This is a genomic window from Arsukibacterium sp. (assembly GCF_033721375.1).
GTDB lineage: Bacteria > Pseudomonadota > Gammaproteobacteria > Enterobacterales > Alteromonadaceae > Alishewanella.
This window is the reverse complement of the sequence record NZ_JAWWAP010000007.1, coordinates 40,338-56,103: the sequence shown is the minus strand read 5'-3', so window position 1 is coordinate 56,103 and position 15,766 is coordinate 40,338. Positions and strand designations below refer to the sequence as shown.

The window sequence follows — 15,766 nt, the reverse complement described above, 5'->3', positions numbered from 1 at the left end:
GTATCAATATAAATGGTTAACATTGTTATTATGCGCCATGGTGAAGCAGAACCGTTGACGAAGCAAGACAGTCAGCGACAACTGACCAGCAGAGGCAAGCGCGAAGCACTGCAAATGGCGCAGTGGCTGCAAAATTGCTATAGCGCCTTTACTGATGTCTGGACCAGCCCTTATCTGCGCGCTGGCCAGACTGCCGAGATTATGCTGAGTAAACAAAGCTCTGAATGTCTGTTGCAGACTCATGACGAGCTGGTGCCCGATGGTAATCCGCTACTGTTGCTTGATTTGATTGATACAAAATTAGCTGCAGAGCCCGATGCCAGAATATTGCTGGTGTCTCATATGCCTTTAGTCAGTTTTCTGGTCGAAATCCTGACTCAGCCCGGCCAGACGCCGGTGTTCAGTACGGCATCATTATGTTGTATCGATTATCAGCCCGCCAGTCGTGGTCGTTTACTGGAGAAAGTCGCACCGCAGGACCTGGCCATGCTTCCCGGTTAAACCCGGAGCGATTGCTCCGGCGCTTCCTGGTCAGCGCCGGTTTTAGCAGCGTAATTCAAACTCCGGCTGATTAATTTTAAGTAGCAACAATAGTGCGCCATGCTTGCCCCAGCTTTTAGGAGCCGTATGAAATGCCCGCACATTAGGATGCTGGATTAACCAGTTAGGTACTTTACGGGCCAGTATGCCTAAGCCTTTGCCATGAACCACACAGGCACAGTTAAACTGCTGCTGCTGGCAGTAGGCCAGTAAGCCAGCTAATTCAGTTTTGGCCTGAAGCTGGGTCAGGCCATGTAAATCGAGGACAACCTGCGGCTGAAACTCTGCCCGTTTTAAGCGCCCGGCTAACCTGGGATCATCGCCGGGCTGGACATAAGACATTGTCCCGCCATCATTGATAAAACCTTCATATCCGTCTGAGAAGTAAAACAGATCCTGCTCATGCTGCGGCATTTTTGTCACAGGCGGGGCTTTTTTCTTGCTGGCTTTAACAACAGGGGCTATCTTGTCCTGCAATAGCGGACGAGCGCCGGTAACCGACTGGCGAAAAAGGTCACTGTCTGCGGCAGATAAGCGGGGTTGTTGAGAAAGCTTCTTTCGTTGCATCGCGCAAGTCTATACAATCTGCCCATTTTTTACAAAGAGCGAATACTGGATATGGCCGATTATAACCCGATGTTTTCAGAATCTGATATTAATGAGGCGCTTGATGCGTTAGTCAGCGTGCACGACTGGCTGCGGTTTGCGGTCAGTCGCTTTAATGAAGCCGGTGTCTATTTTGGCCATGGTACTGATAACCCCTGGGATGAGGCCGCAGTGTTACTGGCTCATTGTTTGTTTTTGCCACCGTTAACCGATGATAAGTTGCTGACGGTAAGGCTGACTAAACCGGAGCGGCGGGCGTTTATCGATCTGCTAATGCAGCGGATTGAGCTGCGGATCCCGGCCGCTTATCTGACCCAGCAGGCCTATTTTTGTCAGCTGCCCTTTTATGTTGACCAGCGGGTATTGGTACCACGCTCACCGATTGCTGAGCTGATAAATAAAAAATTCAGTCGCTTTAAACTTGCTGCAGCGCCAGAGCGGATCCTCGATTTATGCACAGGTTCAGGCTGCATAGCCATTGCTTGTGCTTACGCCTTTCCCGATGCACAGGTTGATGCCGTTGATATCAGCCCGGACGCGTTAGCTGTGGCAGATATTAATATTAACGAGCATGGTTTACTGGACCGGGTTTACCCTATTCTGTCTGATGGTTACCAGGCGCTGAGCGGCCAGCAGTATGATCTTATTGTCACCAATCCGCCTTATGTTGACGCTGAAGACATGGCAGATTTACCGGAAGAATACCGGCATGAGCCTGAGCTGGGGCTGGCCTCCGGTCATGACGGCCTTGAGTTAACCCGGCGTATTTTAGCGCAGGCGGCAGCCCATTTAACCGAGCACGGTATTTTAGTTTGTGAAGTAGGCAATAGTATGGTTGAATTACAGGATAGATATCCAGACGTCCAATTTGACTGGCTTGAGTTTACTGCCGGTGGCCTTGGCGTATTTGCGCTGAGTAAAGCTCAGCTTATTGCCTACCAACACTTGTTTGAGGAGAGCTAAATGGCCGGCAACAGCATTGGTCAGTTGTTTAAAGTCACCACCTTTGGTGAAAGCCATGGCCCGGCCATCGGCGGGATTGTTGATGGTTGCCCGCCGGGAATGCAATTAACAGCAGCAGATTTACAACTGGATTTAGACCGGCGCAAACCCGGTACCTCACGCTATACCACGGCCCGACGCGAAGAAGATCAGGTAAAAATTCTGTCCGGCGTGTTTGAAGACACCACCACCGGCGCCAGCATTGGCTTATTAATTGAAAATACTGATCAGCGCTCCCAGGACTACTCAAATATCAAAGATTTGTTCCGGCCCGGCCATGCTGATTATACTTACTGGCATAAGTTCGGCATCCGGGATTACCGTGGCGGCGGGCGCTCCTCGGCGCGCGAAACCGCGGTGCGGGTAGCGGCCGGGGCCATTGCCAAAAAATACTTAAAGCAGCACTGTGGTATTGAAATCCGTGGCTATCTGGCGCAGTTAGGCCCGGTTAAAGCAGAAAAACTCAACTGGGATGAAATAGCAAATAACCCATTTTTTTGCCCCGATCCGGATAAAATTGCCGAGCTGGATGAATATATGCGCCAGCTTAAAAAAGACGGTGACTCAGTAGGCGCCAGAGTGAATGTGGTGGCAACGGGCATGCCTGTGGGCCTCGGTGAGCCGGTTTTTGACCGCCTGGATGCCGATATTGCCCATGCCATGATGAGTATCAATGCGGTTAAAGCAGTGGAAATTGGTGATGGCTTTGCGGTGGTAGAGCAGCGCGGTTCAACCGATCGCGATGAGTTAACGCCAGAAGGATTCAGTTCCAACCATGCCGGCGGTACTTTAGGTGGTATATCGTCCGGCCAGGATATTAAGGTCAGTATGGCGTTAAAACCTACCTCCAGTATCAGCATCCCGGGTAAAAGCATTAATGTGGATGGCGACGTAGTTGATATCGTCACCAAAGGCCGGCACGACCCTTGTGTCGGGATCCGGGCCGTGCCCATTGCTGAAGCGATGCTGGCAATTGTATTAATGGATCATCTGCTGCGACACCGGGCGCAAAATGCCGGAGTCAGCGTCAGCACCCCGGATATTGCCAGAGCTAACCGATAACCAAGCCGTGCTCGGAACTTTATGACACTTCTCGCTGCCAGGCCGGCGCTAGCGCTGGCTTACTTCACGTATTTTGGGGTTTTGGGTATTTTTGTGCCTTACCTGGGCCTGTTTCTGGATGGCCGCGGCTTTGACTCGCGCCAGATAGGCCTGATGCTGGCCATCGTTACCGCCACCCGAATTATCGGCCCGGCTATCTGGGCCAGCCTGGCTGAGCGCAGCAGCAAGCCGTTAGTTGTTATGCAATTAGGCGCCGTGCTGGCTTGTATTGGCTGGCTTGTCAGCTTTATCAATGGTGGTTTTGGCTTGTTACTGGCTGCTCTGGCGTTATTCAGTTTTTTCTGGACCGCTATATTACCGCAGCTGGAAGTATCGACTTTTTTATTTCTGAATAACGATACGGAGCAGTACAGCCGGATCCGCTCGGCCGGCAGCGTTGGTTATATTGTGCTGGTGATGCTGGGCGGCTGGTTTTATCAGTTGTACGGCAGTGAGTTTATGCCTGCCACCGCGCTGGCATTTTTATTACTGCTGGTATTTTGTCTGTTTAATTTACCGACGCTGAGGCCGGACTATGATGCCACAGCAGCAAGCTTATCTTACCGGCAACTGCTAAAACACCGGGTATTATGGATTTTTATGGGGGCGGCGCTGCTGATGCAAATCAGTTTTGCACCTTTTTACGGTTTTTTTACCCTATACAGCAGGGATTTAGGTTATAGCGGCAGCCAGACCGGTTTACTGATAAGCCTGGCGGTAGCGGCTGAAATCGTCGCGTTTTACTTTGCCGGACGCATTCTGCGCAACCGCAGCTATCGCATCCTGTTAGGTATTTGTTATGGCTTAACTGCCATTCGCTGGTTAATGGTGGCACTGCTGGCGGACTCTGCCTGGTGGCTGGCCCTCAGTATGTTGCTGCACGCCGGCAGTTTTGCTATCGCCCACAGCTGCGCCATGCAGTTTATTCAGCAGGTATTTCCCAAAGCGCAGCGCGGCCGGGGCCAGGCCATTTATGCCGGGCTTATTTTCGGCGGGGGTGGGGCTATCGGTGCTTATCTGGCCGGTTTAAGCTGGCAAAATGGTGCTGGTGCAGCGCAAACCTTTATCTTCGCCGCCGGCTTTGCCCTGCTGGCCTGCCTGTTGGTACTAACACTGCCGAAAAATATAGCGAATATAGAATAAATAGCGGGTTTTTGCTGAGGCTACTCAGAAATCTGAGCAGGGTGGCTGGTGTACTTACGTAACAGCAGCACGGATGCTGCGCAGGCTGAAGGGGCACAGGGAGGTGATCCTTGAAGCCGGTGAAGAAAGTATTTCCAGCCACCCTGCGTTGCTGTCTTTTCGCAACAGCAGCATGAATGCTGCACAGGCTGTACTTTCGCAACACCTGATATTTAACGGGTTAACCAGCTCAGGATCGCTTTAAATACTTTGCGGTTAAACGGTGGATAAATAAAGCGGCCGCTGTTAAACCAACCCTTTTTATGGATCGCTTTCTGGTGCGAAAACCGCAGAAAACCTTCTTTGCCATGGTAATTACCCAAACCTGACGGGCCGATGCCGCCAAATGGCAGGTCGTCCTGTGCCACATGGACCAGGGTGTCATTAATACACACACCGCCGACATGGGTTTGTTTCAGTACCTGTTGCTGGGTATCGCTATCGTTGCTCATTAAATACAGCGCCAAAGGCCTTGGTCGCTGCTGAATATAATGGAGGGCTTCTTCAAGGGTATGGTAGGGAATTAGTGGCAGCAAGGGGCCAAATATTTCCTGTTCCATTAAATTACTGTTGTCATCAGCGCCGACAATTAACTGCAGCGCCAGTCGCCGTTCACTGTTAACGCTGGCAGCGTCACTGTTGACGTCACAATTAATCACCCGGGCGCCGCTGCTGTGGGCATGCTCAAGCATGGTCATCAGCCGCTGGTACTGGGCTTCATTTATTATCGCGCTGTAATCGGGGTTAGTGGCAAAATCGGGATAAAACGCGATAAATGCCTGGCAAAGTTCAGAAATGAGCAATTCCAGCTTGTCAGCCGGTACCAGCACATAGTCGGGCGCGACGCAGGTCTGACCGGCATTGGCGGTTTTACCAAACAATATACGTTTTGCGATCTGCTTTATATCAGCATCTGGTGCAATCACCACCGGGCTTTTGCCACCGAGTTCCAGCGTTACCGGGGTCAGATTTGCTGCTGCGGCCTGCATCACTTTGCGGCCAACCGCGGTAGAGCCGGTAAACAACAAATGATCAAAGGGCAGGCGCGAAAACTCAGCCGCTATCTCAGCATCCCCTTCAATTACAATGACATCAGCTGCCAGCGCCTGCTGGCAAATGGCTGTCAGCACTTTATTAGTTGCCGGCGTATACTCCGATAATTTCAGCATCGCTTTGTTGCCGGCGGCAATGGCGGCCATCAACGGGCCCAGTGCCAGATAAACAGGGTAATTCCACGGCACGATAATGCCAACCACACCCAGTGGCTGCACCATAACCCGGTTGCTGGCAGGCATAAAACTATAATGGACATGGCGCTTTTCAGGTTTGAGCCAGCTTTTTAACTGCTTTTTATGGTAATCAATCCCGCTTAGTGACGGCATAATTTCCAGTAAGCGGGTTTCATCGCTGCTGCGATAACCAAAATCCTGGCTTGCGGCAGTACACAGTGCGTCGCTGTGTTGTGAGATAGCCTGACGCAGCGCGGTCAGCTGTTGCCGGCGCTGTTGATAATCCGGATAAGGACTCTGGCTGTAAGCTTGTTTTAGTTGCGCAAATTGCAGCTGAAGTGCTGACATCGTTTTCCCTGAAAAGTGGTAATAGTCTGGCTGTACTCTAAACCAGTCAGACCAGTGCAGCAAGCACGCGCCGTCATTGCCAAGATCCGCGGGCTGGCAGTGGGCTCAGAGCGGCAATACTGGGCAAGCACGGTGGAAGTCGTTACAATGCGCGCCATTGGCAGACAGCTATTCGGATACAACTGAACCTATGATAAATCCATTTCGGTTAGGGCTTATTATTAATCCGCTGGCGGGCCTTGGCGGCAGTGTTGCGCTTAAAGGTAGTGACGGCATGGCCGCAGCAGCATTGGCACTGGGCGCAGTACCGATGGCCGGTGAGCGTGCGACTATTGCGCTCAGCCAGCTACTGGATTTAAAACAGCAGTTTCAGGTGATAACCGTCGACGGCGAGATGGGGGCTGATGTCTGCCAGCAATTAGGGTTGGACTATCAGGTATGTTATCGCCCAGACAGCTATCCCACTGTGGCTGATGATACCGAGCAGGCGGCGCTGGCAATTGCAGCACTGGGCGTAGATTTGCTGTTATTTGCCGGCGGTGATGGCACGGCGCGTAACCTGTGCAGTGTTATTGGCAACAATACCACTGTGCTGGGTATTCCGGCGGGCTGCAAAATTCACTCAGGCGTTTATGCTATTTCGCCCCAGGCTGCAGGGAAACTGGTGCAGCGGCTTATCAGCGGTCAGTTAGTCACGCTGGCAGAAGCGCCGGTGATGGATATTGACGAAACGGCATTTCGGAGTGGCGTGGTAAAAGCCCGTCGCTATGGCGAAATGCGTATTCCGGCAGAGCTTCGCTATGTGCAGAGTGTCAAAGCCGCAGGCAAAGAATCTGAGGAGCTGGTGCTGGATGATCTCGCTGCCTATGTCGCCGGTTTAATGGAAGATAACGTGCGCTATGTGATGGGGTCGGGCAGCACTGTCGCCGCCGTTATGGCAGAGTTGGGCCTGGCGAACACCTTACTGGGTGTTGATGTGGTAGAAAACGGTAAATTGCTTGCCAGCGATGTAACAGCAACTCAGCTACTGGAGCTGGTTAAAGATTATCCGAGCAAACTGGTGATCACGTTGATTGGCGGCCAGGGCCATGTATTTGGCCGGGGTAATCAGCAGCTATCGCCGGCAGTAATAAAAGCGATAGGCCGCGACAATATCATGTTGCTGGCAACCAAAACTAAACTGCAGCAATTAAACGGCCGGCCACTGCTGGCTGATACCGGGGATCAGGCGCTCGATAAAGCATTGCATGGCTTATTACATGTGCTGACCGGTTACAACGACTATGTTATTTACCGTTTAGGTTATCAGGACGAGGAGTAAAATGAATCAACTTAGCGCACCAGCCCAGTTTATCGACAGCGTCGCCGATTATTTTGACAGTTTGATCCCCCAGGCGACTGACGATCAGCTGTTTGCTGCCGGTTATCTGCGTGGTCATTTCGATTTGGCCGTGGGCAGCCTGGAAGTCAGTGCAGAGCCTTTTGATAAACCGCAGCTATGTCATTGGGTGGAACAAAGCCTGGCAAAGGCCATTGCCGGCGGTGAGCTGACTGCCGATGATGAGCAGCATGTACAGCAACTATGGCAGCAGGTTCAAAAGCTGTAAGGTGTTACGGCAAGACTTTCGCACCGCAATAGGGTAGTATTGCGCCCGAATTTAACTACTGCCTGGCAAATTGTTGCTGCCGGCAGCCCAGCAAAAGTGGAACTTATGTCTGATAAATATACAACGCTAGAACAACACGCCAGTTATGGTATTGGTTTACAGATGGGCCAGCAACTGGCTGACAACCCGTTTGACGGTCTGGATATTACTGCTGTAGCTGCGGGCCTGGCTGCCGCATACAACGAGCAGCAGCCGGAAGTCAGCGAAGATCAGATCCGGGCGGCATTTGGCGTTATCAGCGAGCGGATGCAGGCAGCGGAACAGGAAAAAGCCAAAGCCCTTGCCGAAGCGGGCGAAATGTTTCTGGCAGAAAATGCCAAACGTGCTGAAGTGACGGTTACCGCCTCTGGCCTGCAATATGAAGTGCTGGTTGCAGCTGAAGGTGAGAAGCCGACTACGGCCTCTACCGTCCGCACCCATTACCACGGTACCTTGATTGACGGCACCGTATTCGACAGCTCTTATCAGCGTGGCGAGCCGGCAGAGTTTCCGGTATCAGGCGTTATTGCCGGCTGGACTGAAGCACTACAATTAATGGCTGTGGGTTCAAAACTACGCTTGTATGTTCCGCAAAACCTGGCCTACGGCGAGCGCGGTGCAGGTAATGCTATCGCCCCATACAGCACCCTGGTATTTGATGTAGAGTTACTGGCTATTCTGTAACGGCTACTGCTCAATGCTTTTTAGCGCAACAAACAAAAAGCCCTGCATCTGCAGGGCTTTTTTTAATACAAATACCGTTTACGGCTTTAACCCGATAATATTACCGATAAGGGTTATTGGAGATGCGGCCTAACTGACCAATTAATACCACAACGGCGCTAAGCAAATAAGCCGCCAGGATCAACATACTCCAGTACGCCATGCTCAAACCTAAAAACTGCCAGTCGACACCGCCACAACTACCGGTGACTTCAAATACGGCCGGCAGCCATTTATCCAGTGCTAACCAGGCAGGAAATTCAGCAAATAACGCACAACTGCTAAAACCACCTGCGGCCAGGGTTTGCTCAATATTGACTAGTTCCACCGCATGATAAAGGCCAGAACCGGCACTTATCAGCCATAGCGCTATCGCCAGCAGGCGCATAATGCTTTGTTTTGGTGCCAGTAAACCCAGCAAGCCTGCCAGCAGCACACCGGCAAAGGCGGCCCGGATATAAATACATTTTATGCAAGGTTGTAAATTAAGGCCATATTGAAAATATAAGCCGCTGGCCAGCAACGCCAGCGCGCTTAGTAGCAGTAAAAACCAGGACAAGCGATGGCGCGATATTTTTTTTATTGTAGCCAGCATAGATATTCCTATTGGTATAACAATCAGCTAATTGGCTAATTTAAGGGATTTACCAACATTACACAATTGTTGTGTTAGCACAGACTGGCTATTTTTCAGAGTCGACTTGTTAACTGGCAGCGCTCTGGTACAATCAGTCAAATTGAATGATGACCCTGACGGATTTTTTGGCATGACCAATCTGATTAAAGCGCAAAGCCCTGCCGGTTTTGCAGAAGAATATATTGTGGACTCGATCTGGAACGGCAAATTTGCCCCCGGCTCAATTTTACCGGCAGAGCGTGAACTGTCAGAATTGATTGGTGTTACCCGGACAACCCTGCGTGAAGTATTGCAGCGCCTGGCGCGTGATGGCTGGCTGACTATTCAACACGGCAAACCGACTAAAGTGAATAACTACTGGGAAACGTCAGGCCTGAATATTCTGGAAACGCTGGCCCGGCTGGATGAAGATCAAATGCCAAAACTGGTGGATGATCTGCTGTCAGCGCGCACTAATATCAGTGCTATTTATATTCGTGGCGCGATTAAAACCCATCAGCAGGAAGTCATTGCCGCTTTTACCGGGGCCGAAGTGCTGGATGATTCCGCGGCGGCCTTTGCTGAGTTTGATTACAATCTGAATCATGAACTGGCTTTACACTCGTCAAACCGGATCTATGTGCTGATATTAAATGGCTTTCGCGGCCTGTATAACAAAATCGCCCGTTTTTACTTTTCGCATCCGGCAGCACGTGAACTGGCCCGTAAATATTATGCTCAGTTAAAGCAATATGCTGAAGCCGGCAAGCATGATGAAGTGGTGATGGCGGTACGCAAATACGGGATTGAAAGCGGTAAAATATGGCAGGAGTTACGGCCTGACATTCCAAAAGATCTGATTGAATAATACCTGAGGCTGCTGATTGCAGCCTTTTTTATCGGTGTTTTTCCGCGTTATGTCACAGCCTGGCGCTTGTTGTTTATCGCGCTGCCATTTATGATGCATGGTTATAAGATATTTCTTTTAGCTATAAGCGGCAGCGCCGTGTCAAATAGGCCCGAGGATGAACCACCCACCAGTAAGCCCCCGAATCTGCCCATCTGAAATTAATTCAGATATTTATTTAGATTGTAATGCTACCACGCCGGTATTGCCGGTTGCTGCAGCGGCCGCTATGCAATGCATGCAACAACAGTTTGGTAATCCAAGCAGTAGTCACACCACTGGCATTAAGGCAAAAGCGACGCTGGAACATGCCCGCAGTCTGGCTCGTCAGGTGACCGGGGCCGGGGAAGGCCGCATTTTGTTTACCTCCGGTGCCACTGAGGGTATTCAGAGTTCTGTCGTCTCTGCGTTGCTGGCGCTGCGTCAACAAGAAAAGTGCGGGCCGGCAACCTTGCTGTTGTATGGTGCGACGGAGCACAAAGCGGTACCGGAGAGTCTGAAACACTGGAACGCTGTGCTGCAGCTCAATGCCACAATTAAAGCTATTCCGGTTGATCAGAACGGTCAGCTTGATTTAGCCTTTATTAGCCAGCATGCGCCCGCAGCCGGACTTATTTGCACGATGGCAGCAAACAACGAAACCGGGATTAAGCAGTCGTTAAAAGAACTTGAAACCTGCATCCGCGATGCCAACTCTGCAGTGTACTGGTTAGTCGACTGTGTCCAGGCGCTGGGTAAAATGTCGCTGCAACTGGCAAAGACCACTATCGATTATGCGCCTTTTAGCGGCCATAAACTCTATGCCCCTAAAGGAATAGGTTTTTTGTATGTCAGAACCAGTGCTCCCTATCAGCCGTTTATTACAGGCGGTGGTCAGGAGGGAGGGTTGCGCTCCGGCACTGAAAACTTACCCGGCATTGCCGCGCTCGGGGCAGTACTTGCCCAGTTGCAGCAGCCGGATGGCAAGGTGTTTCAGTCAGAGCAAACATTGTGGCAATACCGGGAAAAGCTGGTTGCAGCGCTGCGTTATGTTTTCCCCGAACTGGTATTAAACAGCGAGCCGCCTTATATCGTGCCGACAACGGTAAATTTTTCAGTACCGGGCTTTTTCAGCAAAGATATTATGGATTTATTTGACGCGGCCGGGATCCGGATAAGTTCCGGTTCGGCCTGTAGCTCAAAAGTGCCTACCAGCTTTGTGCTGGACGCAATGGGCCTGGCACCCTGGCGCAGTCAGGGCGCCATTCGTTTATCGTTCGGGCCGGCCATGACGGCAACAGAATGCACGGATGCCTGCGCTGCGATTAAGGCATTGAAGGCGGTGGTCAACAAACATTGTCTGGTGGTAACAGATGCCACGCCAACGCTGGAGATCCATGCCGATGGCTTGCTGCAGTTAAAGCATGAAGACAGTTGCAGTTATTTGCTGATTGATGCTGCCAGCGCTGAAGCGGTGGTAATCGATCCGGTGCCTGCGCTGGTTAACCGGATTATCAATATTGTCCAGGGACGGCAGTTAAAACTGCTGGCTATACTGGAAACCCATCAACATTTTGCACAGCAAAACGCTGCGTTGCTGCTGCGCCAGGCGTTAGATGTGAACCAGCATAACTGTGATGAATTTGGCTGGCCAGCCGGCAGCGATAAGCTGTCGCTGGCAAATTCAGAGCTAAGCCGTATCGCTACCCCGGGGCACTGTGCCAGTGCGATCAGCATTATTATGCACCAGCAACAGCAGCCAGTGGCCGCTTTTGTTGGTGATGTGATTTTACCAGGTGGCATAGGGCGCACCGATTTAGCCGATGGTGATGCCCGGACATTACAGAGTAGTATCCAAACTCTGGCCGGGAAAATTAACGGCGATACCTTGCTGTTATCCAGTCATGACTATGCCCAGCGTTTTGCCACTACGCTGCGGTTGGCACAACAGGAAAGTGAGCTGTTCTCTATGGTGTTGGCGGGACTGCCGGCAGCGCAGTGGCAGCAGCAGTTAAATGCCCAGAGCGCAGAATTGCAGCAGGCCAGTCATTACTATTGTGGTCTGGTTGAGGTCACACCTACTGATGCCAGCCGGGTGCTGGATAAAGCAGAACTGGCTGATGTACTGGTGCAGCATCCAGACCTGCAGGTGGTCGATGTCCGGGAGCCACACGAGCAAACCGCCGGGCCCTTGCAGCAGCATTTACCTGTGGCAACAGAGATAAATGCAGTGCCATTGTCTAAATTATGCAATGCATTAATCAGCCGGCAGCTTACACCGACGCGGCCGCTGTTGCTGGTATGTCGTAGCGGTAATCGTAGTTTACTGGCCTGCAAGGTACTGCGTCGCTTTGGCTTTGCAACGGTTTACAATTTAAACGGCGGGATGGCGATGTTAGTGTAAGGCCTGCACTAACTCAGTTCTGACTCAGTGCAAAAAAAAAGCGCCGTTTACACGGCGCTAAGCTTGCTCCACCAAGCTGATAACTTAAAATCAGTAGAAGAACTGCTGTAACGGGTTCAGTAACCGGGTCAAACCCTTGTTAAATTTTAACGGCGCGCTAAGCACTGATAAGCAAAGGCAATCTTCGTCAGCCAGCGTCCTTGGGGTATGGGTGTCATCCGGTGAATTAATCAGTAAATCACCAACGCCGTACTCGCCATTCTCATCAACAATTCTACCGGCCAGTACCAGAGTCATTTCCAGGCCAAGGTGAGTGTGATTGGGGACCTCAGTACCCTTATCGATATACAGTAACGACACATGTTGCTTGTCTGCTGTTGGCAATTTTGCTGTGGCAATACCACCGAGGTGTAACCACTTATTCTGCTTCTGGGCCAATCTGGCTAAAGCGCGTGGAATTTCAAAGGTTCTGCCATTGACTGTAACACTGGCAACCTGCGGTGCAATGTTTAATTCCGTTGCAGCACCAGCAGTTAGCGCAGGCTGACTGGTGATAAAATTAAGCATCTGTTGCCATTCTTGTTCAGCATCGCGGTTACTGACGTCCTGTTCGGCCAGCACGGCGGCCTGATCATTAGTAATGTCTCTGCTTTGCTGCTGACAATGCGGACACAAATCAATGTGGGCTGACACCGCAAGAGCAACGTCGGCTGACAGTGACCCTTCAACGTACTGTTCCAGTAACATCAAACCTGGATGAAATTTAACTGCGTGTGTCATCTAATGCCTCTCTCAATCTGTCCAGGGCTAGTCGGATCCGGGATTTCACTGTACCTAAGGGTATTGCCAGTTCATCAGATACTTCCTGATGAGATTTTTCTTCTAAATAGACTTTCTGCATGACCATCCGTTGTGCAGGCGGTAAAGCATCAAAATGGGGCGCCAGTTTTTCACTCATCAACATGGTATCCCAGTTGTCGCTGCTATTACTTTCCTGTTCGGGGTAATCACCGTCAAACCACAAATCATCAGCACTGATATCGTCTTTGCGGCTCTGCTTTTTTCTCAGCATATCAAACCGGACGTTACGCGCTATGGTAAAAATCCAGGTTGAGGCACAGCCGCGGCTGGCATCAAACAACCGTGCTTTACGCCAGACATTGAGCATGGCGTCCTGCACCATTTCCATTGCCTGCTGTTCATTACCAAACATCTTAATGCCAAAGGCTCTTAACCTGGGGGCAAAATAACTGAACAACTCAGCATACGCCGCTTTGTCCTGATGCAAGGCTACCAGAGTCAGGGCATCTTCCCATTGTCCGGTACGTGGCTCATTGTCGGTATTAATCGTCATCCGCTGGCTTATTCGCTTCTGTTTCGGTAAACCATCATGATGCCCTGTTAGCACGGTAGATTCCAACATATTTGTTTGTCCCGGCTGTCTGCAGTTATTAAAAAATATTATTCAGAGTTCAGCCTTATACGCTGCTGATTCAGCGTCGGTTTGCTATTTAATCATCCATAAAATAGAAAGGAATTGCCGTTTTAATGCAATTAACATTCTATAAATTTGATGTATTATCATCAGACATCTTTTAAGGAGACAATTATGAAAAATGTTCTGGTAATTAACAGTTCAATAAGCGGCGACAACGGCCATTCCAATAAATTAAGCAAAGCGTTTCTGGCTGAGCTTGGCGGCAACATCAAACTGACTGAAATTGACTTAAGTGCTGAACCGTTACCCCATTTAGAGATGGCAGAGCTTGCGGCCTGGATGACACCAGCAGCGGAGCGCACGGCAGAGCAACAGCAACTTGCCGATTTTTCAGATAAGCTGATAGAGCAGGTGCGTTCAGCCGACGTTATTGTGTTTGGGGTACCGATGTATAATTTTGGTATTCCATCTCAACTTAAATCCATGCTGGACCGACTGGCCCGGGCAGGTATCACCTTTAAGTACACTGAAACTGGCCCGGTTGGCCTGTTGGCAGATAAACCGGTGATCGTACTGGCAACCCGTGGCGGCATTTATCAGGGAACCACAGCTGATAGCCAAACGCCGTTTTTAACCAGTTTCTTTAACTTCATTGGCTTAACCCAACTGCACTTTGTCTATGCGGAAGGCTTGAATATGGGCGAAGAAGCAGCTCAGCAAGCATTGACAGCAGCGCGGCAGCAACTGGGCCATCTCAGCGACAAAGTCGCGGCCTGATCTCTCGGTATTCGTGGCTACGGGCAACAAAAAAATGCGCGGCTGATAGCCGCGCATACAGTTGGGGGGAACATTACTTTCTAGCTTTGGAATCGACGGCGCAAGCCAAACAATGCCAAAGCAAACAGTGCTAAAGTACCGGGTTCAGGTATTGATACGCCTGGTGGTGGCTCATTAACACCAGCTTCACCAGACACATGAAACACTGCCAGGAAAATATTGTCATTGTTGGTTGCATTGCTGGTTGTAACACTAATACTGGTATCGCCATTGCTGATATAATCAGCTAACGCATAGCGTTCAGTGTCGGAGTCATAGTCTGGCATCAGTGGTGAAAAGGGATCATCAAAACTCCCCATCGTAATCAGATTACCGTCACCTAAACTTGGGTCCGCACTGTCATTATTATTACCAGCGTTCTGGGTAATCAAGGTACCGTTTACCTCGACGGTATTGGTTTGGCCACAGCAACTAAAACCAATGCCCAGCATCATATGGGCAAAGAAGCCCGGAGCGGTCGGGTCAAGCGGGTCAGCAAAGTTCAGGGAAGTAGTATCGCCGTTAACTAACGCAAAGCCGTCAAGGATCCCGACAGTAGATACCGCAAGCGACGGGTCGCTGTATACCAGCACCAATGCAGAGCCATCCTGACTGGCTGATGTTTCAGTAATATCAAAGTTGTAAACTCCTCCCGGACCACCATCAACCAGTGGCTTGATAATATCTGTCACGTCGGCTCTGGTCGCCGTTAATTCACAACAGGCCGGCGCCGGTATCGTACCAAGATTTGTATCATAATTAACGGTTTGCCCCGCCAGCGTGCCTCCAACTCCGCTGAGTGATCCATTGTTAAAAGTTGAACTGTATAAATACGCCGCGGTAACAGTCGCACCAGCCGGCACTAAAGCACTTATCGTTCCACTTTGAGAAAGTGAGCCCCAGCCGTCAGTTGACACCCCGTAATTGCCTACAAAGGTTTGAAATGGAACAAGTGTTGCCTGGACAGAGCCAGCTATCATCAGCAGCAATGCTGATAAAAGTGGCAGAATTTTATGTTTAAGATTCATAGTAAGCTCCTTTTAATCCTGCATTAAGCGAGTTAACAGACCGGGTGAGTAAAGATATTTCCCATGTCTTACTACTACTACAATTCGATTGGAAGCATATAAGGTGCCATAACAGCGTGAATTAGTTTTTCATCTATTTATTCTTACTGATATTAGTCATCTAACGATATCTGCTGCAGACCGTCCCCAGAACTGTTTTGT

16 protein-coding genes are annotated in these 15,766 nt (G+C 50.4%); 10 read left to right on the top strand and 6 right to left on the bottom strand.

The genetic code is table 11. The features are described from left to right. Nucleotides 1-12: 12 nt before the first annotated feature. A complete protein-coding gene (gene sixA / locus R3187_RS11955; protein ID WP_318967287.1) occupies nucleotides 13-501 on the top strand; it encodes a phosphohistidine phosphatase SixA in 489 nt (162 codons plus the stop codon). Nucleotides 502-543: 42 nt separating this feature from the next. On the opposite strand, the gene smrB is transcribed toward sixA, so the two are convergent. Next, entirely contained in the window at nucleotides 544-1,107 is a 564-nt protein-coding gene (smrB, locus tag R3187_RS11950; RefSeq protein ID WP_318967286.1) for an endonuclease SmrB, read from the bottom strand. Between the two features lie 51 nt (nucleotides 1,108-1,158). Here smrB and prmB point away from each other — a divergent pair, with 51 nt between their 5' ends. The 3 genes from prmB to R3187_RS11935 are packed head-to-tail and all read left to right on the top strand — an operon-like array spanning nucleotide 1,159 to nucleotide 4,392. Then, nucleotides 1,159-2,109 carry a 50S ribosomal protein L3 N(5)-glutamine methyltransferase gene (gene prmB, locus R3187_RS11945; RefSeq protein ID WP_318967285.1) on the top strand — a complete coding sequence of 317 codons (951 nt, stop codon included), beginning with the start codon at nucleotides 1,159-1,161 and terminating at the stop codon, nucleotides 2,107-2,109. Continuing rightward, on the top strand, nucleotides 2,110-3,210 hold the full coding sequence (gene aroC / locus R3187_RS11940) for a chorismate synthase (RefSeq protein WP_318967284.1): 1,101 nt from the start codon (nucleotides 2,110-2,112) through the stop codon (nucleotides 3,208-3,210). A 21-nt stretch (nucleotides 3,211-3,231) separates the two neighbouring features. Then, entirely contained in the window at nucleotides 3,232-4,392 is a 1,161-nt protein-coding gene (locus tag R3187_RS11935) for an MFS transporter (RefSeq protein ID WP_318967283.1), read from the top strand. Between the two features lie 212 nt (nucleotides 4,393-4,604). On the opposite strand, the gene R3187_RS11930 is transcribed toward R3187_RS11935, so the two are convergent. Then, nucleotides 4,605-6,008: a coniferyl aldehyde dehydrogenase gene (locus tag R3187_RS11930; protein ID WP_318967282.1), complete on the bottom strand. Its 1,404-nt coding sequence runs from the start codon at nucleotides 6,006-6,008 to the stop codon at nucleotides 4,605-4,607. Nucleotides 6,009-6,198: 190 nt separating this feature from the next. On the opposite strand from R3187_RS11930, the gene R3187_RS11925 reads away from it, so the two are divergent. From R3187_RS11925 to R3187_RS11915, 3 genes are all read left to right on the top strand, one after another. Further along, complete coding sequence (locus tag R3187_RS11925; protein WP_318967281.1) at nucleotides 6,199-7,329, top strand: ATP-NAD kinase family protein; 1,131 nt, start codon at nucleotides 6,199-6,201, stop codon at nucleotides 7,327-7,329. A gap of 1 nt (nucleotide 7,330) precedes the next feature. Next, nucleotides 7,331-7,615, top strand: a complete 285-nt coding sequence (locus R3187_RS11920; RefSeq protein ID WP_318967280.1) for a YfcL family protein — start codon at nucleotides 7,331-7,333, stop codon at nucleotides 7,613-7,615. Nucleotides 7,616-7,720: 105 nt separating this feature from the next. Then, nucleotides 7,721-8,338, top strand: a complete 618-nt coding sequence (locus tag R3187_RS11915; RefSeq protein WP_318967279.1) for an FKBP-type peptidyl-prolyl cis-trans isomerase — start codon at nucleotides 7,721-7,723, stop codon at nucleotides 8,336-8,338. A 100-nt stretch (nucleotides 8,339-8,438) separates the two neighbouring features. Here R3187_RS11915 and dsbB read toward each other — a convergent pair whose 3' ends face one another. Next, nucleotides 8,439-8,972: a disulfide bond formation protein DsbB gene (dsbB, locus tag R3187_RS11910; RefSeq protein WP_318967278.1), complete on the bottom strand. Its 534-nt coding sequence runs from the start codon at nucleotides 8,970-8,972 to the stop codon at nucleotides 8,439-8,441. A gap of 172 nt (nucleotides 8,973-9,144) precedes the next feature. Here dsbB and fadR point away from each other — a divergent pair, with 172 nt between their 5' ends. Together fadR and R3187_RS11900 are read left to right on the top strand one after the other, a co-directional pair. Beyond that, a complete protein-coding gene (gene fadR / locus R3187_RS11905; protein WP_318967277.1) occupies nucleotides 9,145-9,861 on the top strand; it encodes a fatty acid metabolism transcriptional regulator FadR in 717 nt (238 codons plus the stop codon). 157 nt (nucleotides 9,862-10,018) lie between these two features. Further along, the gene (locus R3187_RS11900) at nucleotides 10,019-12,283 is read left to right on the top strand and encodes an aminotransferase class V-fold PLP-dependent enzyme (protein WP_318967276.1); all 2,265 of its coding nucleotides are present in this window, start codon (nucleotides 10,019-10,021) and stop codon (nucleotides 12,281-12,283) included. A 90-nt stretch (nucleotides 12,284-12,373) separates the two neighbouring features. On the opposite strand, the gene R3187_RS11895 is transcribed toward R3187_RS11900, so the two are convergent. Beyond that, nucleotides 12,374-13,063, bottom strand: coding sequence for a ChrR family anti-sigma-E factor (locus R3187_RS11895; protein ID WP_318967275.1), 690 nt, complete (start codon nucleotides 13,061-13,063; stop codon nucleotides 12,374-12,376). Continuing rightward, entirely contained in the window at nucleotides 13,047-13,706 is a 660-nt protein-coding gene (locus R3187_RS11890; RefSeq protein ID WP_318967274.1) for a sigma-70 family RNA polymerase sigma factor, read from the bottom strand. Before R3187_RS11890 ends, R3187_RS11895 begins: the two co-directional genes overlap by 17 nt. A 186-nt stretch (nucleotides 13,707-13,892) precedes the next feature. Here R3187_RS11890 and R3187_RS11885 point away from each other — a divergent pair, with 186 nt between their 5' ends. Then, entirely contained in the window at nucleotides 13,893-14,498 is a 606-nt protein-coding gene (locus tag R3187_RS11885) for an FMN-dependent NADH-azoreductase (RefSeq protein ID WP_318967273.1), read from the top strand. An 80-nt stretch (nucleotides 14,499-14,578) separates the two neighbouring features. Here R3187_RS11885 and R3187_RS11880 read toward each other — a convergent pair whose 3' ends face one another. Next, entirely contained in the window at nucleotides 14,579-15,565 is a 987-nt protein-coding gene (locus tag R3187_RS11880; protein WP_318967272.1) for a PEP-CTERM sorting domain-containing protein, read from the bottom strand. Nucleotides 15,566-15,766: the final 201 nt, after the last annotated feature.